At 52.0% G+C, this 23,121-nt stretch carries 15 protein-coding genes and 1 tRNA gene; 11 read left to right on the top strand and 5 right to left on the bottom strand.

Going from position 1 to position 23,121, the window contains the following annotated elements; all coding sequences use genetic code 11:
• The 3 genes from WCI03_09600 to WCI03_09590 form a co-directional block, all read left to right on the top strand.
• The coding region (locus tag WCI03_09600) for a hydrogenase (protein MEI8140108.1) at positions 1-1,095 on the top strand (1,095 nt) is incomplete at its 5' end.
• A 7-nt stretch (positions 1,096-1,102) separates the two neighbouring features.
• Positions 1,103-1,867: an NADH-quinone oxidoreductase subunit NuoB gene (nuoB, locus tag WCI03_09595; protein ID MEI8140107.1), complete on the top strand. Its 765-nt coding sequence runs from the start codon at positions 1,103-1,105 to the stop codon at positions 1,865-1,867.
• 92 nt (positions 1,868-1,959) lie between these two features.
• On the top strand, positions 1,960-3,123 hold the full coding sequence (locus WCI03_09590) for a Gfo/Idh/MocA family oxidoreductase (GenBank protein MEI8140106.1): 1,164 nt from the start codon (positions 1,960-1,962) through the stop codon (positions 3,121-3,123).
• 15 nt (positions 3,124-3,138) lie between these two features.
• Here the strand turns inward: WCI03_09590 and WCI03_09585 are convergent, their stop codons facing one another.
• Positions 3,139-4,191: a Gfo/Idh/MocA family oxidoreductase gene (locus WCI03_09585; GenBank protein MEI8140105.1), complete on the bottom strand. Its 1,053-nt coding sequence runs from the start codon at positions 4,189-4,191 to the stop codon at positions 3,139-3,141.
• Positions 4,192-4,549: 358 nt separating this feature from the next.
• Between WCI03_09585 and WCI03_09580 the strand changes: the two genes are divergently transcribed.
• Together WCI03_09580 and WCI03_09575 are read left to right on the top strand one after the other, a co-directional pair.
• On the top strand, positions 4,550-5,758 hold the full coding sequence (locus WCI03_09580) for a PQQ-binding-like beta-propeller repeat protein (protein MEI8140104.1): 1,209 nt from the start codon (positions 4,550-4,552) through the stop codon (positions 5,756-5,758).
• A 348-nt stretch (positions 5,759-6,106) separates the two neighbouring features.
• Positions 6,107-6,182, top strand: a tRNA-Phe gene (locus WCI03_09575).
• 363 nt (positions 6,183-6,545) lie between these two features.
• Here WCI03_09575 and WCI03_09570 read toward each other — a convergent pair.
• Positions 6,546-7,904, bottom strand: a complete 1,359-nt coding sequence (locus tag WCI03_09570) for an aminotransferase class I/II-fold pyridoxal phosphate-dependent enzyme (GenBank protein MEI8140103.1) — start codon at positions 7,902-7,904, stop codon at positions 6,546-6,548.
• A gap of 134 nt (positions 7,905-8,038) precedes the next feature.
• Here WCI03_09570 and WCI03_09565 point away from each other — a divergent pair, with 134 nt between their 5' ends.
• The 3 genes from WCI03_09565 to speA all read left to right on the top strand — a co-directional run bounded on the left by WCI03_09565 (position 8,039) and on the right by speA (position 13,171).
• Positions 8,039-8,929 carry an EamA family transporter gene (locus WCI03_09565; GenBank protein MEI8140102.1) on the top strand — a complete coding sequence of 297 codons (891 nt, stop codon included), beginning with the start codon at positions 8,039-8,041 and terminating at the stop codon, positions 8,927-8,929.
• A gap of 73 nt (positions 8,930-9,002) precedes the next feature.
• Positions 9,003-11,222, top strand: coding sequence for a hypothetical protein (locus WCI03_09560; GenBank protein MEI8140101.1), 2,220 nt, complete (start codon positions 9,003-9,005; stop codon positions 11,220-11,222).
• 32 nt (positions 11,223-11,254) lie between these two features.
• A complete protein-coding gene (gene speA / locus WCI03_09555; protein ID MEI8140100.1) occupies positions 11,255-13,171 on the top strand; it encodes a biosynthetic arginine decarboxylase in 1,917 nt (638 codons plus the stop codon).
• A gap of 10 nt (positions 13,172-13,181) precedes the next feature.
• Here speA and WCI03_09550 read toward each other — a convergent pair whose 3' ends face one another.
• Genes WCI03_09550 through WCI03_09540 form a run of 3 tightly spaced genes read right to left on the bottom strand, consistent with a single transcriptional unit; the run spans position 13,182 to position 19,938 of the window.
• Positions 13,182-14,330: an ABC transporter permease gene (locus WCI03_09550; protein ID MEI8140099.1), complete on the bottom strand. Its 1,149-nt coding sequence runs from the start codon at positions 14,328-14,330 to the stop codon at positions 13,182-13,184.
• Between the two features lie 9 nt (positions 14,331-14,339).
• Positions 14,340-18,365, bottom strand: a complete 4,026-nt coding sequence (locus WCI03_09545) for an archaeosortase/exosortase family protein (protein MEI8140098.1) — start codon at positions 18,363-18,365, stop codon at positions 14,340-14,342.
• Entirely contained in the window at positions 18,355-19,938 is a 1,584-nt protein-coding gene (locus tag WCI03_09540) for a hypothetical protein (GenBank protein MEI8140097.1), read from the bottom strand. The genes WCI03_09545 and WCI03_09540 overlap by 11 nt, the downstream gene beginning before the upstream one ends.
• Positions 19,939-20,158: 220 nt before the next feature.
• Between WCI03_09540 and WCI03_09535 the strand changes: the two genes are divergently transcribed.
• The 3 genes from WCI03_09535 (at position 20,159) to WCI03_09525 (ending at position 23,121) form a co-directional block, all read left to right on the top strand.
• Positions 20,159-21,145 carry a MoxR family ATPase gene (locus WCI03_09535; protein MEI8140096.1) on the top strand — a complete coding sequence of 329 codons (987 nt, stop codon included), beginning with the start codon at positions 20,159-20,161 and terminating at the stop codon, positions 21,143-21,145.
• A gap of 90 nt (positions 21,146-21,235) precedes the next feature.
• A complete protein-coding gene (locus WCI03_09530; protein MEI8140095.1) occupies positions 21,236-22,126 on the top strand; it encodes a DUF58 domain-containing protein in 891 nt (296 codons plus the stop codon).
• Positions 22,123-23,121, top strand: a complete 999-nt coding sequence (locus WCI03_09525; protein MEI8140094.1) for a hypothetical protein — start codon at positions 22,123-22,125, stop codon at positions 23,119-23,121. Before WCI03_09530 ends, WCI03_09525 begins: the two co-directional genes overlap by 4 nt.

Genomic DNA, 23,121 nt, shown 5'->3' with positions numbered 1-23,121 from the left:
CGCGTGGAGGGCGAAGAGGTTCATGAGGTCTCGGTGGGGCCAGTGCATGCGGGGATCATTGAACCTGGCCATTTCAGATTCCAGTGTCATGGAGAACAGGTGTTTCATCTGGAAATCTCGCTGGGTTACCAACATCGCGGTGTGGAGCGAATGCTGAGGGGTGGTCCCGACAAAAGGACGATTCATGCGATTGAAACGCTGGCGGGAGATACGACTGTGGGGCACTCGGTGGCGTATTGCCGGATTGTTGAGGCGCTGTCGGGTTGCCAAGTCCCGGCCCAGGCGCAGGTGATCCGCGGCATCGCGCAAGAATTGGAGCGACTGGCCAATCATACCGGTGATCTCGGGGCCATGGCGGGAGATGTCGGGTTTTTGCCAACGGCGTCCTATTGCGGCCGACTCCGTGGAGATTTTCTTAACATGACGGCGGTCCTCTGCGGGAACCGTTTTGGGCGTGGCCTGATCCGGCCGGGTGGCGTCGGGTTCGATGTGGATGCGGAGTTAATCGAGAACCTGTTGAAACGGCTGGATGATAGTCTGCGAGATGTGGAGAATGCCGTGAATCTACTGTGGAAGTCCCCTTCGGTCATGAGCCGATTTGAGGAAACGGGTCGGGTGCTGGTGGCGACGGCCTTGGAAATCGGACTGGTAGGCCCGGCGGCCCGTGCGTGTGGTTTGGAGTGCGATGTGCGCCAGGATTTCCCCTATGGTATTTACCGCTTCTCCCAGATTCCCGTTTCAACCGGGAGAACGGGAGATGTATTTGAGCGCGCCTATGTCAGGTGGCTGGAAATTCAGCGATCTGGAGATTTTGTGCGTGAGCAACTCAAGATGCTGACTGGTGGACCGACGTGGAATTTGCCAGAGGCGCCTGCCACCAATGCCTTTGTGGTGGCACTGGTTGAGGGATGGCGGGGCGAGATTTGTCATGTGGGGTTGACCGATGAAGCCGGCCGTTTCGTGACGTATAAGGTGGTGGATCCCTCCTTCCATAATTGGATGGGCCTGTCCATGGCGATGCGTAATCAGCAGATCTCCGATTTTCCGCTATGCAATAAGAGTTTCAACCTTTCTTACTGTGGGCATGATTTGTGAGGGGCAGATGTTAAATATCATTACGGCACGAATAAAGCAGGGGCATCGGACGATCGGGTATCCTAAAAAGGCGCCGGTTTTGCCCAAACGTTTCCGAGGACTCCCGGTGCTCCATCAGGCCTGTATGGATGCCTCCTGTGGAGCCTTGGTTTCTGTATGTCCGGTCGGCGCATTGGTGTATCGGGAGGGTAAAGTAACGCTCGATATGGGGCGCTGCCTCTTTTGTGGCGAATGCGAGACGGCTTTCCCCAAGGGGGCGATCACCTTTTCAAAAGAACATAAACTTGCAGCGCGGGATCGTCAGGCGTTAGTACTGGGGACAGGAGAGTCCGTACTAAGGGCGGCACTGGATGAGAAAATGCGGAAAATGTTCGGACGTTCGCTGAAGCTGAGGCAAGTCAGCGCGGGCGGGTGTAACGCCTGCGAGGCGGACTGCAATGTGTTAACGACGGTGGTATTTGATTTGGGACGGTTCGGTATACAGTTTGTGGCGGCCCCGCGTCATGCGGACGGCATTCTGATTACGGGGCCGGTGACAAAAAACATGGAGTTGGCTCTCAAAAAAACCTATGACGCGGTGCCAGACCCCAAGTTGGTCATAGCCGTGGGCGCCTGCGCCATTTCCGGGGGGCCTTATGTGGATCAGCCCCAGACTTGTAATGGAGCTTCGAGCGTGTTGCCTGTGGATGTCTACATCCCCGGCTGTCCGCCGCATCCCATCACCATTCTGGATGGGTTGCTCCGTGCTCTGGGTAAAATTGAAGATCGATAATTTTGAATAGCGAAGGGCATGGTATTTTCATATTCTGGCACCGGTGTGTGGGGTGAAGCGATAACGAAGTAAGTGGCAAAGGAGAATCGGCTATGGCAAAAGTCCTGAATGTAGGGTTGATCGGTTACAAGTTCATGGGCAAGGCGCACAGCAGTGGCTGGCAACGCGTGGGGATGTTCTTTGAGCCTTCTGCCAAGATCGGTATGAAAGCCATCTGCGGTCGCGATCCCCAGTGGGTGGAACAGAGTCGCGCGAAATTCGGGTGGGAATCCGCCGAGACGTCATGGGAAAAGCTGGTCGCCCGCAAGGATATCGATATTGTCGACATCACCACTCCGAGCAATGCCCACAAGGAAATCGCCCTCCGGGCCGCCGCCGAAGGGAAGCATGTTTTCTGCGAGAAACCGTTGGCGCTCACCTTGTCGGACGCACGTGAGATGCTGGCTGCAGCCCAAAAGGCGGGGATCAAACACCAGGTGGGCTTCAACTACCGGTTCTGTCCTGCCATCGTTCTTGCGAAGAAATTGATTGAGGCAGGCAAGCTGGGCAAGATCTACCATTTCCGGGGACGCTTCCTGCAGGATTGGATTGTCGATCCCGAGTTTCCGCTGGTGTGGCGGCTCGACAAAAAGGTGGCCGGCTCAGGTTCGTTAGGTGATCTGGGGGCGCACGTGATTGATGCGGCCCGGTATCTGGTGGGTGAATTTGCGAGTGTGATTGGCATGAGTAAAACCTTCGTGACGGAACGTCCGATCGTGGAGCGTATGGAAGGGCTCTCCGGCAAGGCCGGTAGCGGGGCTCCGCGTGGCAAGGTCACTGTTGATGATGCGACCTTGTTTATGTTCGAGTTCAAGAACGGGGGCCTTGGCCAGATTGAAGCGACCCGGTTTGCGCAGGGGCACCGGAATGACATGGGATTTGAGATCAACGGCAGCAAGGGCAGCATCAGTTTTGACTTTGAGCGCATGAACGAGCTTCGCTATTACAGTGCGGATGATGAGCCCGGGACGCAGGGCTTCCGGCTGATTCAGGCGAGTGAGGGGCGGCATCCCTATATGAGCGCCTGGTGGCCGGCTGGCCATGTCATTGGATATGACACCACCTTTGTGCATGAGCTTTACGAGTTTGTTGAGTCGATTGCGAACAACAAACCCGCTAGCCCCGATTTCAGCGAGGGTGTCGCCTGTTGCCAGATTCTGGAGGCCGTCGAACTTTCGATAGAGCGAAAAGCCTGGGTTCAAGTGGACAGCCTGTAGCCTCCCTCAAGGATATTATTCGAACTGAATCACCTGGCCGGTTTTGTCGGACAGGAAACAGGTTTCCATCAGCTTCATGACCCGCATGACTTCGGCGTTCTTGATGACGGGCTTTGCGCGGCCCTCAATGACGTCGATGACATTGCGGTAGAAATCACACACATCGGCCTTAACGCGTGGCAGGGGGGCCTCAGTGGCCGTCTCATCAATCCGGGGCGCCATGGTTTTGGTCAGCCCGGCTCCGGCCACAATCGGGGTGGCATCCATGTTCTCGATGGTTTGCAGCGTCATGACGCGCCCGCTCAGGGTCCAGTCCTGAATGATCGCCGTACCCATGGTGCCGCTCACATACCACAAAGGCAGGCTCAGGAAATTACGGGTGCCAACCTCAACCATAACCGTTTTTCCGTGTTCGAAAGTCAGAAACACATGAAACCCTTCATCAACCTCTTCACCGGTGGGAAAGTTCAGCTTGCAGAAGACCTGTACGATCCGGCCGGGAATCATGACCGTGATACGGTCTAGAAGATGTACGCCCCAGTCGAGCATCATGCCGCCGCCCTGGGCCTCCAGCCGGCGCCAGTCGCCGGGAATACCGCGTGATCCCTGAACCCGGGTTTCAATATGAAAGACCTCGCCGATTAATTTTTCGTCATAGAGCTTTTTGACGATCAGGTAGTCTTCGTCCCAGCGGCGGTTCTGGTGGACTTGGAACACCTTGCCGGTTTCGGCAGCCACGGCCAGAATAGCCGCCAATTCAGTGCTGTCCAGGCAGACGGGTTTTTCGCAGATGACATGTTTGCCGGCCTTCATGGCCTTAATGGCAATGTCTTTGTGAGTATCATTCGGTGTGGCGATCAAGACGATCTCGACGGCCGGGTCGGCCAGAACAGCATCCAGACTTGGATAGGCCTTGATTCCGCTTTTCGCAGCCTTTTCCTGGGCCTCAGCCTTGATATCGTAAGCTCCCAGCAGTTTCAGCCGGGAGACTTGGCTGATCATAAGAGAATGCTGATACCCCATGCCACCGAATCCAACGATGACAACACCTAATGAACGCGTACTCATGAATATGCCTTGCTTCAGATTATAAACGTTTTTCAGTGGTGATACCTGATGCTCACCACTCTTAAAACAAACGAGCAAAAAGATATCGCGATTCATGCGAGGCGTCAAGGGAGCCAATCAAAAACAGCAGGGCAGACGCATCTATACCACCCCAAAATCAAGAGTTTTGACAGAATTCACAGAATGTTCAGAATGGTAAGTGAAGTATCTGCCTCTATCCCTCAACAATTTTGTATATTTTGTTCATTCTGTCGGAAATTCCTCGTATTGGCCCGGAATTTAGATGCGTCTGCCCTGTCAAAAACAGGGGTAATCTTGCTTTGACTGTTAACGCGGATAACGACACAATTTGAGCCTTATGAAATTTATTTCCTTTACCGCCCTCGTTCTGATGTCTTGCATGGGTTCTTCCTCGGATGCCGGGAATGCCACAGGTTGGCGTGGTGATGCGACGGGCCGCTATCTTTCGGCAAATCCACCACTTTCCTGGTCGAAAACCAACAATGTCGTTTGGAATACTAAGCTACTCCATTTTTCAAACGCCACTCCGTTGCTACTGAAAAATCGATTGTTGGTATGTGAGGAGCCCTCGACGTTGATATGTCTTGATGCCAGCAATGGTCAGATTCTCTGGCAGAAGACTAATACCTATGCGGAGGTGCTGTCTCCAGCCGAAATTGAGCAGGCCAAACAAGTCTATACCAATTTAAGCGCCAATCCCAAAACCCATGGGGTTACGGGCTTTTCCTCGCCCTCGCCGGTAACGGATGGTCAGCGCGTCTATGCGGTTTTTGGAAATGGGGTGGCCGTCTGTTACGACCTGGATGGAACAAGGGTATGGGGTCGCCTTGTGGAGCGGTCCACACATGATTGGGGCCATAGCGCCTCCCCGGTACTGGTTGGGAAAACGATGCTTGTCCATGTGCTCAAGATGACGGCGCTGGATCTCGCTACCGGGAAGACGTTATGGGCCACAGAATCGCCTGCTGGCTGGGGCACCTCTGTTGCGGCCAAGATAGGCGATGTGGATGTGGTGATTACGCCCAAGGGCGATATTCTGCGCATTTCTGACGGGGTCAAACTGGCGCGTTCTGTATCCAAGTTGGACTATTGCGCGCCGGTTTTGGAGGGGAACAAGGTCTACTTCGTGGAAAATGGCGGGAAAGCGATTCGTCTGCCCGCTGCCGAGATCGAGCCGGTCAAGGTAGAGACTTTATGGCAGACCAAGATGGCGGCGGATCGTTATTACGCCTCACCGGTTCTTTTTAAAGACCGGCTTTATGCTGTTCACCAGAAGGGGAACTTTAGCATTTTGGATGCCGTTTCTGGAACGATTTTGTCTGAGCAAAAATTGAATCTTGGGGGTACTTTTTATCCGAGCGTAACCCTGGCCGGACATTATCTTTTTGTGAGTAGTGATACCGGCGAAACGGTTGTGTTTGATCTGGACGATGGCTGCAAGGAAGTGGCCCGGAATCAACTGGAGCCTTTTCGTAGTTCACCTGTATTTGAGGGTGCCCGCCTTTATATTCGAACTCTTGGCGGCGTCTATTGTATTGGCCGATAAAGAGCTATTCGCAGACGAAGGGTGCTACAAAAGCGGAGCAGCCTTAGGCTTCCACTGTTCGGCCCAGGTGATAACAGTCATCAGTGAATGGGCTGATGTTGTTCGTGAATCTCTTAAAGCGGTGCAGTAGAGAATATAGGGTTTTCGTTCAGCATTGTTTTAGAAATCAACCATCACCTTAAAAAAAGGTTGATTCTGAGGGTGCGTAATGTATTGTATGCGAACTCTTTTCCGAGGGATGAATTATTGCGAACCGTCACGAAACCGTCACGGAGCGTTTTTCCGGAAAGAGGAAAGATTTTTGACGAAAGTCCAACTCGTTGAAAATAAACTAGTTAAGACCTAAATGGCGTGGTAGCTCAGTTGGTAGAGCAGCGGACTGAAAATCCGCGTGTCGTCGGTTCGATTCCGACCCTCGCCACCATCTTTTCACCCTTCTATTTCATTGATTTACATCAACGAAACACGCATTTAGATCAATAGATGGCTTCCCGCGTAAGGGCCAATTGCTGGAAGCAATGCCTGAGCGTTCTGCAGAATGGATCAATGCTGAGATCGGATAATGAATTGATATCCAAACGAAAAGTCAACGGGAGGTGGTGAGGATGCGCTGCCATTACTTGCGGAGGAACGGCTAACGTCATCTATCACAGGGGGGTGCAATATCGGGGGAGACTCACCACCTCTACCGTTGACTGATATACATCGTCGCAATAAATGGATTTTAGCGCAATTAGCAAAACCCTGATTCTATATCAGGGTTTTGCTGATGCCGACTCAGGTCAGGTTAACCCGTGATCTTAAGCTGGAACTGTGCAAGCTTTTCAATCACCGCTTCAATTTTGTGGATTGGCGGCAGGATGGTGGTCCTGAAATGAAACGTGCCTGGCGCTTGGCCGAATCCGGAGCCGGGGACTACGCAGATGCCGGTCTCCTCCAGGAGGCGCATGCAATATTCGTCATCCGTCATTCCTGCTGGCAGGGTGATTTGAGGGAATGCATACATGGCGCCTGCAACTGATTGACAGCTAATGCCTGGAATCTTGTTGAGCCCGTCTGCCACCAGTTTTGCTCTGACGCGCAGGGATTCCAGAATAGCGGCGCGTTCATGAGTGTAACTGTCAAAAGAAGGCTGGCCCGGTTGAGGTGCGGTGACCATCAAATAGGTTGCCACCTGCCCGACGGTATTGGCGCATAACGATACTGACTGCATTTTGGTGATTTCGAACAGGACATCGTCTGGAATATTCCGGCATTCAAAATATCCACCACGAATTCCGCATTCGCCCAGAAGTCCTTTTGAACAGGAGTAAAAGCTGAATAACGAAACATCTTTGATGTGGTTCATTTCCAGGACTTTGGCAAACGAAACAAACGAATCCGAGGCCCGATAAATATTATCCTGATAAACCTCATCGGCAAGGATGGCGAGATGGTGTTGTCTGGCAAAATTGATAACCATCTCGATGTTTTTCTCATCCAGAACCGCTCCGGTAGGATTCCCGGGGTTAATCACACAAATAGCCCGGACACGGGTTCCCTCTGCAGTGGCTTTTTGATAGGAATGCTCCAATTGGGCCAGCGTCAGTTTCCAGCCTGTGCTCTCGTCGAGGGAGTAATCGACCCGGCGTCCACCATACAGGGTGATCGTGGCTGAATATAATGGATATTGGGGGATAGAAATCATAATCCCGTCGCGCTCAGAAGAAATGAGCACTTCGAGAATAGCCTGGACACCTTTGCTTGCCCCGTCTGTAAGATAGATGGTCTCGGGATCTGCTTTGATACCGTCACGTTTTTCGATGAAACGAGCAATGGCTTCGCGGATAAAGCTGAGGCCCTTGCTTTCAGTGTAAGCGCCGAGCCCATGTTTGGTCTGCTGAAGAATCAGTATGGCCATCTCGATCACATCGGAGGGAAATAGGGCTTTTCCGGTATTCAGTAAATCCGGATACGCAACGAGCGCAAGAACCTGCCGGATCCACGTCAGCGGCTTTTGGCCGAAAGAGTGGGGGTTCCCGATGTTGCAGTATATAATTTCACGCCCTTCACGTTCCAACTCGGCAGCACGTGCTACAATAGGCCCACGAACAGCATATTGGGTTTCACGTACTGTTTTACCGAGATCTTCAAGCCTTACCACCATGACACTTTTCCTTATTAAACCTTAATTCTGAAGAGTTGGAAGTTTGTACATAACCAGCTGATTATCAAGTCATTATTTTTCTCGAGGGCAGTATCATTGACTTTTCATAGCCCTATACCTACCCTGCGCCCATTATGTGGTTGATTCTGGGGCTTATATCAGCAGTTTTTCTGGGACTATATGACGTATGTAAAAAAGCGTCTCTGAGGGAGAATGCCGTTCTCCCCGTCCTGTTTCTGGCGACAGTATCAACCGCCTTGCCATTTGCAGTTCTTGCAATTCTTTCGCAGTGGTTGGGCCCGGAGTCCCTGGGCCGGGCCTATGTGGCGTCAGTTTCATGGCACGTACACGGTCTGTTGATGCTGAAATCGTTAATTGTAGCCTCGTCTTGGGTGTGTGCCTATTTTGCCTATAAACATCTTCCGATCACCTTGGGTGCGCCCATCCGTGCCGCCCAGCCTGTTTTAACATTACTGGGGGCTATGCTTATTTTTTCGGAACGGTTTTCACTTCTTGGATGGTGCGGTATGTTGACTGCGCTGGGCTCGTATTTCGCCCTTTCAGTGGTGGGGCAGAAAGAAGGGGTTCGGTTTGTTCGAAACGGGTGGGTAGGGCTCCTCTTAATGGGGGCTTTTCTTGGGGCGGTCAGTTCTCTGTATGACAAATATCTGCTCTGCCGCTATGCTCCCATGGTTGTGCAGGCCTACTTCAGCCTGTATTTGGTGGTGATTCTGGGGCTTGTTTTTGCATTATGCTGGTGGCCGCAGCGTCATCGGCATACCCCCTTTCAATGGCGTTGGACCATTCCCGCGATTGGGTTGCTACTAGCGGTGGCAGATTTCTGCTATTTCAACGCCCTGGCCCTGCCGGGCTCGCTCATTGCCATGTTGAGCGTCGTGCGGCGCGGGAATGTGCTGGTTTCGTTCAGTTTGGGTGCCTTGATTTTTAAAGAAAAGAATATCCGGCAGAAAGCGTTTGCGCTCACGGGGATTGTGGTGGGCATTATCCTGATCGGGTTGGGATGAGGGGAAATGCGCTAGCGTTGGGGTGGGAGATGGTGTATGGTGAAGCCTTTATTTCACCAGTTTCGGGAGAATAATGCCGATGAAATGGGTATGGACTACAATAATTGCAATCGCGTTCGCCGGCATGGCGGAGGCGGCTTCGAATCCTTTTGGATTGTTGGGCGGGTTCTCTCCGACTTCGACGATCCCCGTAGATGTATCTGCGCCCACGGTAGATGTTGAGCAGGGGGGTAAAAAAATGATCGCCTCGGGCGGCGTGACTGTCATTCGTGGCGATGAGAAACTGACCGCTAACACGATCATTTTCGATAAAATCACTGAGACCGCCATGGCCACCGGTAATGTGGTGTTTGTTAAGTCCAACATGGTCTGGCGCGGCGAAACATTTACTTACAATCTTGCTGACGGAACCTGGTCGACGGGCGGCTTTGATGCAAATTACGATCCGTTCCACATGACGGCGGCATCGGCGACCAAGACTAATGATTACTTCCTGTTGAATCGTGCGGTGGTGACCACCTGTACCAATGAGCCGGGCCATTATCACTATACCATGAATTGCAGGCGGGTTCGGGTGTATCCCAATGATCATTTCGTGGCCCGTCATATGGTGCTCCGGTTTGGTGGCATCCCGATGTTCTATCTGCCCTACTGGTATAGTTCCCTGAGTGATCGTTCGGTCGGCATGTCCGTGCAGGCTGGATACCGGAGTCGTATGGGTGCCTATCTGCTGACGTCCACAAAGTATTGGATGACGTCCAATCTGCGGGGGATCACCCATTTGGACTACCGTACTGAGCGGGGGCCGGCCGTTGGGCAGGAAATCGGTTGGGTGAATGATGCTGATACCGGGAAAGGGCGTATCTACGGGTACTATACCGATGATCAGGGGGTCCAGAAGGATTTTGACAAGGGGAAGCGCAGTGAAGTGATTGATTCTCAACGGTATCGCCTGACGCTTGATCATATGCAGACCTTTGGCGCCAAGGACTATTTCCTGTCGGATTTCACCTATCTAAGCGATCAATATGTGCTTGAGGATTTCTTTGAGCGGGAATATCGAAATAGTTTCCAGCCTGAGAATTACGCCACGTTTGTTCATCGTGAAGAAAATACAACCTATAGTTTGAGCACCTATAAGCGGCTGAACGATTTTTATGAGGCGGTGGATCGCCTGCCGGAATTTAAAGCGGATGTTCAGCGAAGTCAGATTGCCGATTCGCCATTTTATTATGAAGGCAGGAATTCGGTAGCCTATCTGCAAAAATTGTATCCTGACGGGTCGGGATCAGAGGAGTATTCCGCTGGTCGAGCGGACACAAGTCATGAATTATATTATCCCACCCGACACTTTGGGTTTCTGAACGTGACTCCGCGTACCGGCTATCGGGCAACGTATTATTCCGAGACCGTGAATTGGAGATCGGTCACTCAGCTTGTGGCTACGGTGACGTCGAACAGTAGCGGGGGCGTCACCAGTGGGACTTCAACCAACATTTCTCAAGTTCCCGATTCCATGGGGAGTGATCTGCGATCTCTCTTCAATATCGGGCTGGAGACGTCATTCCGAGCCTTTAAGGTGGTGAATAATGACGAAAATATGTTTGGTACCGGATTGCGCCACGTGGTGGAGCCTTACACGGATTATACGTTTGTGCCGGAGCCTAATATCAGGCCTGCCCAGCTTTATCAATTTGATGAGATTGATGCGTTGGATCGGCGGAATGACTTGCGGTTCGGACTGCGTAACCGGTTACAGACCAAACGTCAGAAGGCGGTGAGCGACATTGCTGATTTGGATGTGTTTACCACTTACAGTTTCGAGGAGGCCGATCAGGATGAGCCTTTTTCCAATGTTGGGATGAAGGCCGAATTTAACCTGGCGAAATGGTGCCAGATCTATATGGATGGCACGTACGATTTGTATGCCAGTCAGATCAACACCTATAATACCCAGGCACGGTTTAAGGTGGATGAGTGGCGTGCCAATATTGAACATCGCTATCTCGTCGACTCCAGCAGCCTGTTGATTACCGATCTGGCCTGGCTCCCGAATAAACGTTGGGAGTTTGGTGTTTACGACCGGTTTGAAGCCCAGACGTCCACGCTCGAAGAGCAGGGCCTCTCGGTAACTCGTAAGTATGATTGCATGTCGGTCGCTTTGGGCGGGAGTTACCTGCCTGCTTATACGCGGGATGACGGGAGCAAGCGCGAGGCTGACTATCGTGTGATGTTTGAACTGTCCTTCCTGGCTTTCCCGAATTTGAAGTTGGGCTCCATGCGGCGGGATTAATTTCGACAAGTGATTGGGTAGAGGAGATAGGCATCATGAAGCATGAAGCATTGACGCGGTGGACGGCGGAAAACTCCGCCGACTTATACGGGATCCGGAATTGGGGACAAGGTTACTTTGACGTGACCCCGGGAGGGGAAGTGATTGTACGCCCCAATGGCCCCAAGAGCCCAACCGAGGTCAGTCTGATGCACTTGATTGATGAGTGTCACAGCCGCGGCCTGGATATGCCCGTTCTGCTCCGCTTTTCCAACATCCTGGCCTCCCGCATCAAAGAGATTAATGAGAGTTTTAGATGGGCTATTTTTGATGCCGCCTATCAGGGGCAATATCGTGGTGTGTTCCCCATCAAAGTGAATCAGCAGGATGAAGTCGTCAGGGACATTGCTGAATACGGACGTGAATATCATCATGGGCTTGAGGCTGGCAGTAAGGCTGAACTGATTGCGGCGTTGGCCTTGATGAAGGATCCTGACGCATTTGTTATCTGCAACGGGTACAAGGATGAAGAATTTGTCGATCTTGCTTTGCAGGCGCTTAAGATGGGGACCCGCACGGTGTTAGTCATTGAGATGCCCAGTGAGCTGGATTTAATTGTGGAACGAGCTGAGCGGCTTAAGGTTCGTCCGGTTGTGGGAATTCGAGCAAAACTATCCAGTCGTGCGGGAGGACATTGGGATTCCTCCGGGGGCGATCGCAGTAAGTTCGGGCTGGATGCCAGTCAGATTATTGCGGTGGTTGATGGATTGCGTCAGCGCAAGATGCTCGATTGTCTGCAGATGCTCCACTATCACCTGGGAAGTCAGGTATCTGATATTCGACGGGTCAGAAATGCCTTGCGCGAGGCGTGCCGGTTCTATGTTGAACTGGTGCGTGAAGGGGCCGGCATGGGCATCCTTAATATGGGCGGGGGCTTGGCGGTTGACTATGATGGGTCCCATACCAATTTCGCGTGTAGCACCAATTATTCAACAGCCGAATATGCCTCGGTGGTTGTCGAGACGGTGATGAATACACTTGATGAATGCGGCGTGCCGCACCCGACGATCGTGACCGAGTCTGGACGTGCCACGGCGGCGCATCACTCTGTTTTGATTTTTAACATTCTGGATGTGCGCCGTTTTGAGCCACTAAGGATTCCTGAAAAGTTGTCGTCCGACTCCCATGAAATGCTGCAGAACCTAATGGAAGTCTGTCACTCCCTTTCGCCACGCAATATGCAGGAAGCCTATCACGATGCGGTCTATTACCGTGATGAGTTGCGAACCCTGTTCCTGCACGGCAATATCTCGCTGCGGGAGCGTTCGCTGGCGGAGACTATTTTCTGGCATGTGGTATGTAAAGTGTCGGAAATGACTCGAGGGCGTAAGTATACCCCGGATGAGCTCGAGGGGTTGGATGCGGCCACAGCAGATGTCTATTACGGTAACTTTAGTGTGTTTCAGTCTATTCCCGATTTCTGGGCGATCGATCAATTATTCCCGATCATGCCGATTCACAGGCTTAATCAGCGACCAACACGCAAGGCGGTGCTGGCGGATATCACCTGCGATTCAGACGGGAAGATTGATAAATTCATTGACCTGCATGATGTGAAACATGTCCTGCCGCTCCATGAGTGGGATGGGCGTGAGTATTACATGGGGATATTCCTTACGGGTGCCTATCAGGAGACGATTGGCGACATGCATAACCTGCTGGGGAACACGAATGTTTTGCATGTCCGGATTGATGAAAAAGGCCGGATTGATGAAGCGACGCAGATCAAGGGTGACCGGGTGGATGAGATTTTGGAATATATGGAATACAGCCCGAACGCCATGGTGGATACTATAAAGGCTCGTGCGGAGAAGGCGGCCAAAAACGGTTTGATCACGCATAGGGAAAAGAATGCCTTTGTCAAAGCCTACAAGGTAGGCATTCGGGGCTATACCTACTTCGAGCAATAAGGATTAGGGATTAATCCATTCGCTTTCTAAATTTTAGAGAAGCAATGGATAGAATGCCAACGCCCCACAGGAAGAGAATGAGGGCAGGGTGCCAGAGCTCGTTAAAACCGGTTCCTTTGAGAAATAGTCCCCGAACAATTTCAAGATAGTACTTAAGCGGGATGAAAGCGGCCAAAACCTGAATGCCCGCTGGCATATTCTCGATGGGAAAGATAAACCCGGAAAGAAGAACAAACGGCATCAGGACGAAAAAGGCGGCCACCATCATGGCTTGTTGCTGCGTTTTAACGAGGGCGGAAACCAGCAGGCCCATTCCGAGGGTGGTCAGCAGGAATAATCCAGAGAAGGCGTAAAGTAACAGAACGTTGCCCCGCAGGGGAATGCCAAAGACCCCTCGAATCACGCCAAGGGCAAGGGTAACCTCGATAAGGCCAATCAGGACGAAAGGCAGAAGTTTGCCAATCATGAGTTCCGCAGGTCGGAGCGGAGTCACAATGAGCTGTTCCATGGTGCCGTCTTCACGCTCCTTGACGAGTGACATGCTGGTGACAAGCATCGTGGTGACAAGCAGCAGCACTCCCATGAGGGCGGGGACCATGTAATAACGCGAGAGCAAATGGGGGTTATACCAGGCCCGAGTTTCCGCCTCAACGGATGGCAGTTTGATGCCTTGCCGTGATAATTGAGCCGTCATGAGTCGGATATTCCGGGTGGAAAACAGGCGAGTAGCCTTTTGGAGCATACTCAACCCGTTGACTCCGAAATTACTGTCAGAGCCATCCACCAATACTTGAACAACTACCGATTGATCTCCGAGAAGGTGTTTTGCGAAATCTGGAGGGATGGTGAGAATAAGGCCTGCTTTGCCGGAAACCAGCAGCGCTTCATCGTCCCGCTCAGCGCCGGTCGCAGGCGTAATCTTGAAATAACCTGAGGCTCCCAATGATTGAACATAATCACGGCTGTGATAAGAGTGATCGTTGTCGCGAACGATGAGGTGAATGTCGCGGATGTCGGTGTTGGCCGCAAAGCCCATAATCAGCAGTTGGAAAATAGGCGCAACAATAAGAATCCCGAGAAGACTGCGGTCACGCTTGATTTGCGCAAGTTCCTTGATCAGGAGGCTGCGGATACGATGGAGAGAGGCGCTTGTGTTCATCTAAAATATTCAGAACCACTTCGTTTGCTCCCGTTCTTTACGAGAGAGTTCATCCTGCAGTTCGCGAGCGCGGGCATCGATGATGGAAGAACGTTCCTGTGTTTTCAAAATCAGCGACAAACTCTCTCGGGCTTCTCGCAATTTCCCCAGCTTGATTTGTGCCTCGGCTGCATTCAAGTACACTTCCAGCCAGGCGTAGTCCCCTTTTTTCACGAGGGAGAGGGCTTTCTGCATGTGCTTTTCGGCTTCGGCAAGATTGCCTGCCCGAGTATAGACAAGTGCCGCTGTATCATGGATGGCAAAGTCATTCTTTTCATTACTAAGAAGCGTGGGCAGTAGAGAGAGAGCGTCAGCGATATACAGGGGATCCTGCGCCAGGGTGAAGATGAGATTATTCAAGACGTTCAAATCGGCGGGATAACGCACGTAAGCGGATTTAAGGATTTTGATGGCGCGGGCGATATTTCCTTCGCGGCGAGCAGATTCTGCGGCCAGCAGGTAGGTTCTTGGCAATGCTTGTTTATTTCCGACTTCACGGGCCAGGGCGTCTTCCAAAACTCCCAGGGCGCGATCAGTTTGTCCCTTTTGGAAGTACAATTCACCCAGGCGTTGTGCCCAGACACTTTCTTCGGGGTAGTGCGAGGCAAGTCCTTCAAGAGCACGGATGATGTCCGGATCTGCTTTTCCGGATCGGATTTTCAGCCCGATAATGATTTTGTAGAATGGCCAAGGCTCGATGGCATGTTCTGTACCGGCCCGGGCACACAGTAACGCCCAGGCATTATCCTGCAGCTTGATGGCGGTTGTCACTCCCAGCACATCCGCCGGAAGTAAACCTTGGCCGTTTTTGATTGCTGCGTGGGCCGCAATACTGGCTGCATTGGTCAGGTTGTATCTTAGGAATAAGTCGCCAGCCCGAACCAATGTGCCCGGCGGGTAAAGGTCGTTATCGACCGCTTTTTGAATCTCGCGATCGGCCCAATTGGAGTTGGTCGTGGACCGGACTTGCGCAACGAGATACGCCAGCCACAACTCAGAGTCGAGCGGCTGGGCGGCCAGGGTTGTTTTAACGGTATTAACATCTTTTTTAAGCAGCACGTGGAGTCGGTTAAGCAGGCCGGAGGAAGGTTGATATTCAAGAGCCTTGTTAATAGCAATTAACGCCTCATTGGTTCGGCCCTGGCGCATCAGCAGCAACGTCAATTCGCCCAAAGCCAGGGCGTTTTCCCGTGAGTCACGGCCGATGGTCCACTTCGATAAATCCGAGGTGGTGCCTTGTCCCTTGGATGCAAACCATGAGGCTTTGGCTGCCTGTAACGATTTAAGGAAGGGGGTCTGTTTAGGCTTCAAAGCCTTTCGCTCGAGTGCATAGTCCTCGTCTTCGAGTTTCCCACCGCGCCATTCCAGTGCCCATTCTGCCGGAGGCAGCAATTCGGTCTGTTGTTTCGGGATAGGGGTATCGCTGAGATTCTCCACACGAACCAGCTTCTGGCCCTCGGTCACGCGACCGCTAGCGAGAAGTAATTTTGCCCGCAGAGCTGGGTGCGGTGCATGTTTCATGTGATTCACCACAAAGAGCGCCTCTTCGCTGAAACCGAAGAAACTCCACATGCCCGCCATCGCCAAAGACCATTCTTCTGACTCAGGGTAATCGTGACGGGCCTCTTCCATGCATTGCATGGCGTAGGAGCCAAATTCAAGCGACATGGCCGCATGGGATAAATCGAGCCAGACGGTTAACGGGGGGTGTGATTCGGAACGCACATATTCAGAAAGGGTTTCGTAACACATTTCCCAATCCCCTTGGGCCTTGTATAGATCCGCGTGTGCGACCAGGAAGAGATTATGCTGCTGGCTTGTCTGTTTTTCGAAAAAAAGGAGTTTGGCGTGGGCTTCATCCCAACGGCCCAGTTCGCCCAGTACGCGGCCCCAGAGGAGTTTAAGGCGCATATCGAGGGCCTTCTTGGATTCCATGGAGCTAAGGGCATCAAGGCAAAGTTTAAGTTGGTGTTCATAACCCTCACGCGTAATGAGGCCGCCGAGTTCTTCGGCCATGGGAATGCGTTCCCATAATTCTTTCCAAGGCGATTGGCCGGCAGAGATCTGGAAGAAGGGCTTGGCATCCAGCATAGCTTCTCCATACCCACCCACCCCCATAACCTCGTGGCGGAATTGGAACCATTTGCGACCATATTCAGCGGGGGCAATCAGCAGTATGGGGTCATCCGGCGCTACAGTGGTCAGACGGGTAAAGGCCAGCCAGCCAATATCGGGGCGGCCAATGGAAAAGGCTCCATCCATGGCCAGAGATAATTCGGGGGCCTGGAGTGTTTTAAGGTTAGCCTTGAAGAGAGTTTCAAACAGGCTTTGCCATTCGGCCTCCGGGCGATCACGCATGATCCGGATGGTGGGATTTAAAAAAGCCGGTTCCAGTTCCCGATTTTTCATGGCCCGGCGAAGTACATTGGCGGCACTGGTGATGTCGCCCACCCGGAGCCGTGCTTCTACGGCAATAAGACCCTGAAGAGTGGTTGCATAGGGGAGATCCGAGTCTGAAAGCCGGACAGAATCCCAGAGATCCCGGGCTGCCATATAGGGGAACAAGCGGCGAATACGTTCCTGAGTTCCGACGCCTCTTGTTGCCAGAACAACATAGGTTGCCACCTCGGACGGTTTATCCAGAACGGCATAAAATTCAGCAAGAACCAATGCGACTCCGGGAAGTTGACGTGATTCAGCGGGAAACAAAGCAACCGTTTTGGCTGCTTCGGGGACTCGTTTGAGTTCCAGAAGGGCCCTGACTTCAAGAACCCGCTCTTCAAGAGTACGATCCTTGACTGGTCGGCGCTGGATAATGCGCAGGGCTTCCTCCTGTTTTCCTCTGTTGATTTTAATCCGAGCCAGATCTGTCAGGAGTTCACTATTTTCGGGGGCCAAAATCAGTGCCGCCTGAATAGCACGTTGGGAGGTCTCCATATCATATGAGGCCAATCCCTGTGCCACACCGCGAATCATCTCGGCGCGGTGAGATACGTTCAGGCGTGAATGAAATATCCACGCCACGATCAAGACCATGGCCAAGACGGTCAAATGTATCCACCACTGGAAGGCAAAGCGCCAGAAGTAGGGCAAGCGCTTTAATTTTTCCTCATCCTCCCCGACTTCATCATTTATAGCCGCAAGGGTTTTTTTACGGTATCGGAAGGCAAGCCACTGACGAAGCAGGACGGCGTCCAGATGAATGAGGCCCACGGCCAGCAGGAGGAAAATGCCCATGGTGTCGTGTAGGGCCTGTTCATTCCAGTTTGGTGGTTTATCTTTACCGAACCAGACCATGCCGGAAATACGGATGACATTGAGAAGCAAAACCTGAACCATACCTACACCGAGAAGTCCGATCATTGCCCGTTTGCCAAATCGCATCAGCAGACCCACGCCCATTCCGCAGAAGAGCACCGTGATGGCTGTTTTCATTCCACTACAGGCCTCGGGAACCCCAAACACCCGTGTGCCGACGCGTAGCACCAGATCATCACCCCAGACCCGGACGTTCAAGGCTTGAAGCAAGCCCTCACTCATCTTGACCGACAGGGACTGCATACCCAATTGGATGGGACCGAAGAGCTGACTGGGCAGGGGATGAATCCAATAGATGAGAAACAGGGCGAGGAGCAGGTCTTTCCCGTGGCGTCTTGGCAAGGCCCACGCCAGGGCCGCATATAAAATCAAAAGCATTCCCAGCCATTCCACTTGATGGATGGGAATGATCATTCCGAAAATTGCCATTAACGTTCCCGTTGCGCCGATGAGTCCAAGTTTTAAACCCGACAATTTGAAGCCCTCATCGGTAAGTTTGGGCCTGAAAATGAGTGCGAGGGCAAAAAGGGAGCCTAGAAAAAAGGAGAGGACTCCGTTTTGACCGGCCGCGAGGCGGGGTAGATTGGCCCAAATCCACGCAGCGACTAAAATAAAGACCGAAAAAAGTACGGCCCGATGTGCGGGCGGCATGGAATGTTTGGAAGACTTAGAAGTCATAATAGTAACCCAGTGTCATGCCGATGGTGTCGCGAGTGCCCGTCAGCAATTCATTGCTGCTAAGTCGTTCCAGATGTTCGACATAAGTGTAAAGTTTCAACCTGTCAGTGAGGGTTTGAATAAGTCCAGCCGTAGAGGCCCAGGTGTCGTAGTCGTTACTCAGATAAAGCTCTCCGTCTCCAATCTGACCTTCGGCGGGAGTGTCATTCATACGCATCACGTAGGCAGAGGCCAAGGTTAGCACCAAGCGGCGTGTCAGGGGGCGGGAGGCGGAAATTTGATTCGCCCAATCTGAGTAGGCGGCGGCGTTGGCCAGCTTCGGGGTAACGGTTTCGTAGGCTGATGAAAAACCAATCGACCAGGACTCGGCGTTTGCATATTGGATGTTATACTTTACGGCGTCTGTGATTTCATATCCGGCCATAAAGCCGGCGCGCTGATAGCGGTGGTACGCGATGCCGTGGCTCAAGGTTTCAGTGAGCCGGGTTTGAAGTCCAATTCCGCCAATAATCGAATCAGAGGTACCGTTGGTTTCGTAGGAGGAGGTGCTGGCACTGGTTAATTCAGCCAGACTGTAACCCAAAGACACATTCATAGTGGTGTCTTCCGTGAGATCTGTATTCAGGTAACCCAGATAATCCTGTTGAAACTGCGAGCCGCGTGAGGCGAGGTAATCCCGCCAGTAATAATCTGCTTTGGCGCCCACGGTGGTGAGCGGACTGATACGTTGGCGATAATCGAGCATCTGGTGATAGATCACACTTCGGGAGATATCGTAGCTGTTGTCTTGTGGAATCGTGTCAGTACGGCTGAAGGTATAGCCAAGGTTCTTGTCCGGGGCCATCTGCCAGTCCAGATCCACGCCTGCCAGATTTTGAAAAACCGGGTAGCGCTGACCGCTTAAATTATCCGCGTAACCCCGGGCGTCCACGTAATCCACGCGGTAAGACGGGCGCTCGTATACGCGTCCCCGGATAAAGGGGGTCAATTCAAAATCAGCAGACAAATTGGCGGAGAAGCCGGAGCTTTCTTTGCCGGTGTAGGCCTGGGCGTTCCGCCCATTGAACGAACCCAGCCAGGAATCCTTTGTGGCGCCAAAGGTGAATGAGCCCATATGGGCGTAAAAACCAGGGTCGATAATCTCAACATCGAAAGTATTGTCCTCTGTGCCAAGAGGGAACGCCCGGTAGGTCAAAGCAAAGGAAATATCAACGGCAAGATATTTACTGATAATCAGGTAATTTCTCGCAGTCAACTGGGAGATCAGGGGGAGATCAACGCCGTCCTTTTTCATCTGTCCGTAACGGGTGGGTTGCCCGGCGGTGGGGGTGACGCCGGGGGCATGCCCGTTGTAGAGGTAATCCATTCCGGCGCCGCTGCTACGCGTGTAGCGTATGCCCGCCGACTGGAAGAACGAAAGGTCCGAAAAAAAGGGACCAATGCGAACATTGGCATTATCTGGCACGGACTCAATACCATAAGATTCAAATCTAGCCACTTGGGCTTGTGTCGTATACAGATCCAGCGTAAGAAAAGTTAGAAAAATCAAACTCCAGCGCCGTGTAACTGTCATGATTAAAGCCCCCATTCCATTGATTCCTATTTGTACGACCCTGCGCCCGTGGAGGCAAGGAAAATACAAGCCAGTCAGTTCTGATCCCTGGCAAAATATTGTAAATATCTTGCAGAAATTGAAGAATGTGCTAGAAAAAGATGTCATACTTGACAGGGTTAAAAGGTTTCAAGCCCTAAATTGAGTTGAACGGAAGAGTTGCCTTATCCGGAGAAACACCATGAGTACTGATATCACTGCGACAGCAAACGTCATTAATGATCAAAAAGAAATTGTTGATTCCGTCCGGCAGGAGGTCAATAAGGTCCTTGTCGGACAGGAACGATTACTGGACAGGATGCTCATTGCTCTCATTTCTAATGGGCATCTTTTGATAGAGGGCGTTCCAGGGTTAGCCAAAACCACGGCCATCAAGACGATGTCCATGGCGCTTGGTCTTAAGTTTCAGCGAATCAGCTTTACCCCGGATCTGTTGCCTGCTGATGTCATTGGAACCATGGTGTTCAATCCGCGTGAGGGCACCTTTACGCCGCGTTTGGGTCCCATTTTCACCAATCTCTTGCTGGCGGATGAAATCAATCGTGCCCCAGCCAAGGTGCAATCGGCTCTTTTGGAAGCCATGCAGGAACATCAGGTGACCATCGGTGATAAAACTTATCCCTTGCCCGAACCTTTTATGGTGATGGCAACCCAGAATCCTCTGGAGCAGGAGGGAACCTATCCGTTGCCTGAAGCCCAGATTGATCGATTCATGCTCAAGTGCCGTGTGGATTATCCGTCCAAGGATGATGAGCGCCGCATTATGCATCGCTTTACCCGGAAATCGGATATCAAAATCAATTCCATGATGTCTGGGCAGCAGATTCTTGATATCCGCAATATTCTGGATCAGGTTTACTGTGATGAGAAGGTTGCTGATTATATTCTGGATATCGTCTTTGCCACGCGGAAGCCAGCGGATTACAAACTCGATATCGGACACCTTATCCAGTATGGCGGTTCGCCCCGTGCCAGTTTGTATATGAACATTGCCGCCCGTGCCAATGCCTTGCTTCATGGTCGCGCCTATGCCACGCCGCAGGACGTCAAGGAGATTGCGTATGATGTTCTCCGGCATCGCTTGATTCTGACCTATGAGGCTGAGGCCGAAAACATGAAGAGCGAAGATATCATCGCCAAAATCCTGAACGAGATCCCGGTGCCGTAAGAAACGGTTATTGGTTAATGGTTATTTGTAATGAGGGGGTCAGAACAGATAACCCAATAACTCATAACAAATCACTGATAACTCATTAAAATGGCTATTAACGTCAAAGAATTGATGAAGCAGGTGGGTAAGATCCGCTTGGTTACCAATCGGCTTGTCGATGAGCATCTCTCCGGTGAATATCACTCGGTATTCAAAGGGCAGGGGATCGAATTTGACGAAGTGCGGGAATATGTTCCTGGGGATGACATTCGCTCCATTGATTGGAATGTCACCGCTCGGATGGGCGTGCCTTTTATCAAGCGCTTCTGTGAAGAACGGGAGTTAACCGTTATGTTTCTGGTGGATGTGTCTGGGTCCCAATCGTTTGGATCCGGCCAGCGAGCCAAGGCGGAATTAGCGGCTGAGGTGACCTGCCTGTTTGCCCTGTCCGCCATCAAAAACCAGGACAAAGTGGGGTTAATTCTGTTCAGTGACAGGATTGAGGCCTCCATTCCCCCGCGCAAAGGTCGGACTGCCGTCATGAGGCTGGTGCGCGAAGTACTTGCCGCCGAGGAGACGCGGCGGGGTACCGATCTGGCAAGTGCCCTCCGGTATTTGAATCAGATCCAGAAACGGCGGTCGGTAGTATTTATCATGTCGGACTTTATGGATTGTGGGTTTGAGCGTGAACTGCGGGTGACAGGACGGCGACATGATGTGGTTTGTGTAAATATTGCCGATCCTCGAGAGATGGAATTGCCTAATGTCGGGTTGGTTGAGGTTCAGGATCCCGAAACGGGGGAACTTGAGTTGCTGGACACCTCCTCGCCCCTTCTTCGGAACGCCTTTAGGGAGAAAGCCGCAAAAGAGGCCGATGCGCTGAACAGAATGTTCCGGAAAAATAAAATCGATGCGCTTAACCTCTCTACGGAGCGACCGTTTATTGATGATATTCATAAGTTGTTCCGGCAGCGTCAGTTGAGGGCGGCACGGGGATGAAAACGAGCCTGCACAATAATCTGGTTGGCGGGTTAGGGCTGGGACTGTTGATCGTTGCCTGCCAGTCCGTTTTTTCTGAGGGTCCCACCAGCGGTCCTCTGATTTCGGATAACTCCCTGGGTCCGGTTTCGGTTTCCTTGTCTTTTGACCCGCCCGTGGTTCGGCTTGATCGTGATATCCTACTGGCGTTCCTCATCACTTCACCAACGAATGTGGCTGTCAAAATCCCTCCTCTGGAAACCCGCGTGAAAGGATTCACGGTGTCGGGTAATTATGATGGGCCAGCTAAAATTTTAGGGGGAAAATGGGTGCGAACCCGGAACGTACGGCTAACACCTCAGATTTCAGATGAATATCGGATTGCCCCTATGGCCGTTACGTGGAAAGACCCTGTAAGTGGAGCAGCACAGTGGTTCCCGACAAAGCCGGTGGTATTGGCGTCTGAAGCGCTTCAGAAGGAGGCGCCCGGCAAGGATATTGCCGCTGCCCGGGGGCCAGTATGGATTTATCCGGGGCTTAAGGGCTTTATCGGATACACGCTTATCGCGTTGGGCGTCGCAGCACTGGGCTATCTTGCCTGGCGGTTGTTCCGGAAAATACGTCGCGCCGTTCAACTCCGCCGTATGTCTCCAAGGGAACGTGCGCTATTCGAGCTGGCTGAATTGATGGCCCGGGATTTGGTTGGCCATAATCAGGTTAAAGAGTTTTATTTTGAACTGACGATGATTGTAAGAACTTATATTGAGCGGGCTCACGCTATTCGCGCCCCGGAACAAACTACTGAAGAATTTCTAGCCGCCGTCAGTTCTGATGTTCGATTTTCACCAGATGTGGTCAGGCGCTTACGTAAATTCATGCAGGCCGCAGATCTGGTGAAGTATGCCGGTGTTCACCCGGATATAGCTTCAGTTGGAGCCGCTACGTCCACCGCAAAAAATTACATTGAAACGGATTCTTCTGAATCTCCAATCTCCAATCTCCAATCTCCAATATAG

The sequence above is a fragment of the bacterium genome (assembly GCA_037143175.1).
Classification (GTDB): domain Bacteria; phylum Verrucomicrobiota; class Kiritimatiellia; order CAIKKV01; family CAITUY01; genus JAABPW01.
Note: the sequence above shows the minus strand (reverse complement) of the source record. Positions and strands in the feature narration are given on the sequence as shown.

Coding starts and splice junctions, on each gene's coding strand:
- WCI03_09565 (MEI8140102.1), top strand. CDS start 8,039: ATGTGGTTGATTCTGGGGCTTATATCAGCAGTTTTTCTGGGACTATAT.
- WCI03_09540 (MEI8140097.1), bottom strand. CDS start 19,938: ATGACAGTTACACGGCGCTGGAGTTTGATTTTTCTAACTTTTCTTACG.
- WCI03_09585 (MEI8140105.1), bottom strand. CDS start 4,191: ATGAGTACGCGTTCATTAGGTGTTGTCATCGTTGGATTCGGTGGCATG.
- WCI03_09545 (MEI8140098.1), bottom strand. CDS start 18,365: ATGACTTCTAAGTCTTCCAAACATTCCATGCCGCCCGCACATCGGGCC.
- WCI03_09580 (MEI8140104.1), top strand. CDS start 4,550: ATGAAATTTATTTCCTTTACCGCCCTCGTTCTGATGTCTTGCATGGGT.
- WCI03_09535 (MEI8140096.1), top strand. CDS start 20,159: ATGAGTACTGATATCACTGCGACAGCAAACGTCATTAATGATCAAAAA.
- WCI03_09560 (MEI8140101.1), top strand. CDS start 9,003: ATGCCGATGAAATGGGTATGGACTACAATAATTGCAATCGCGTTCGCC.
- WCI03_09570 (MEI8140103.1), bottom strand. CDS start 7,904: ATGGTGGTAAGGCTTGAAGATCTCGGTAAAACAGTACGTGAAACCCAA.
- WCI03_09590 (MEI8140106.1), top strand. CDS start 1,960: ATGGCAAAAGTCCTGAATGTAGGGTTGATCGGTTACAAGTTCATGGGC.
- WCI03_09525 (MEI8140094.1), top strand. CDS start 22,123: ATGAAAACGAGCCTGCACAATAATCTGGTTGGCGGGTTAGGGCTGGGA.
- WCI03_09550 (MEI8140099.1), bottom strand. CDS start 14,330: ATGAACACAAGCGCCTCTCTCCATCGTATCCGCAGCCTCCTGATCAAG.
- WCI03_09530 (MEI8140095.1), top strand. CDS start 21,236: ATGGCTATTAACGTCAAAGAATTGATGAAGCAGGTGGGTAAGATCCGC.
- nuoB (MEI8140107.1), top strand. CDS start 1,103: ATGTTAAATATCATTACGGCACGAATAAAGCAGGGGCATCGGACGATC.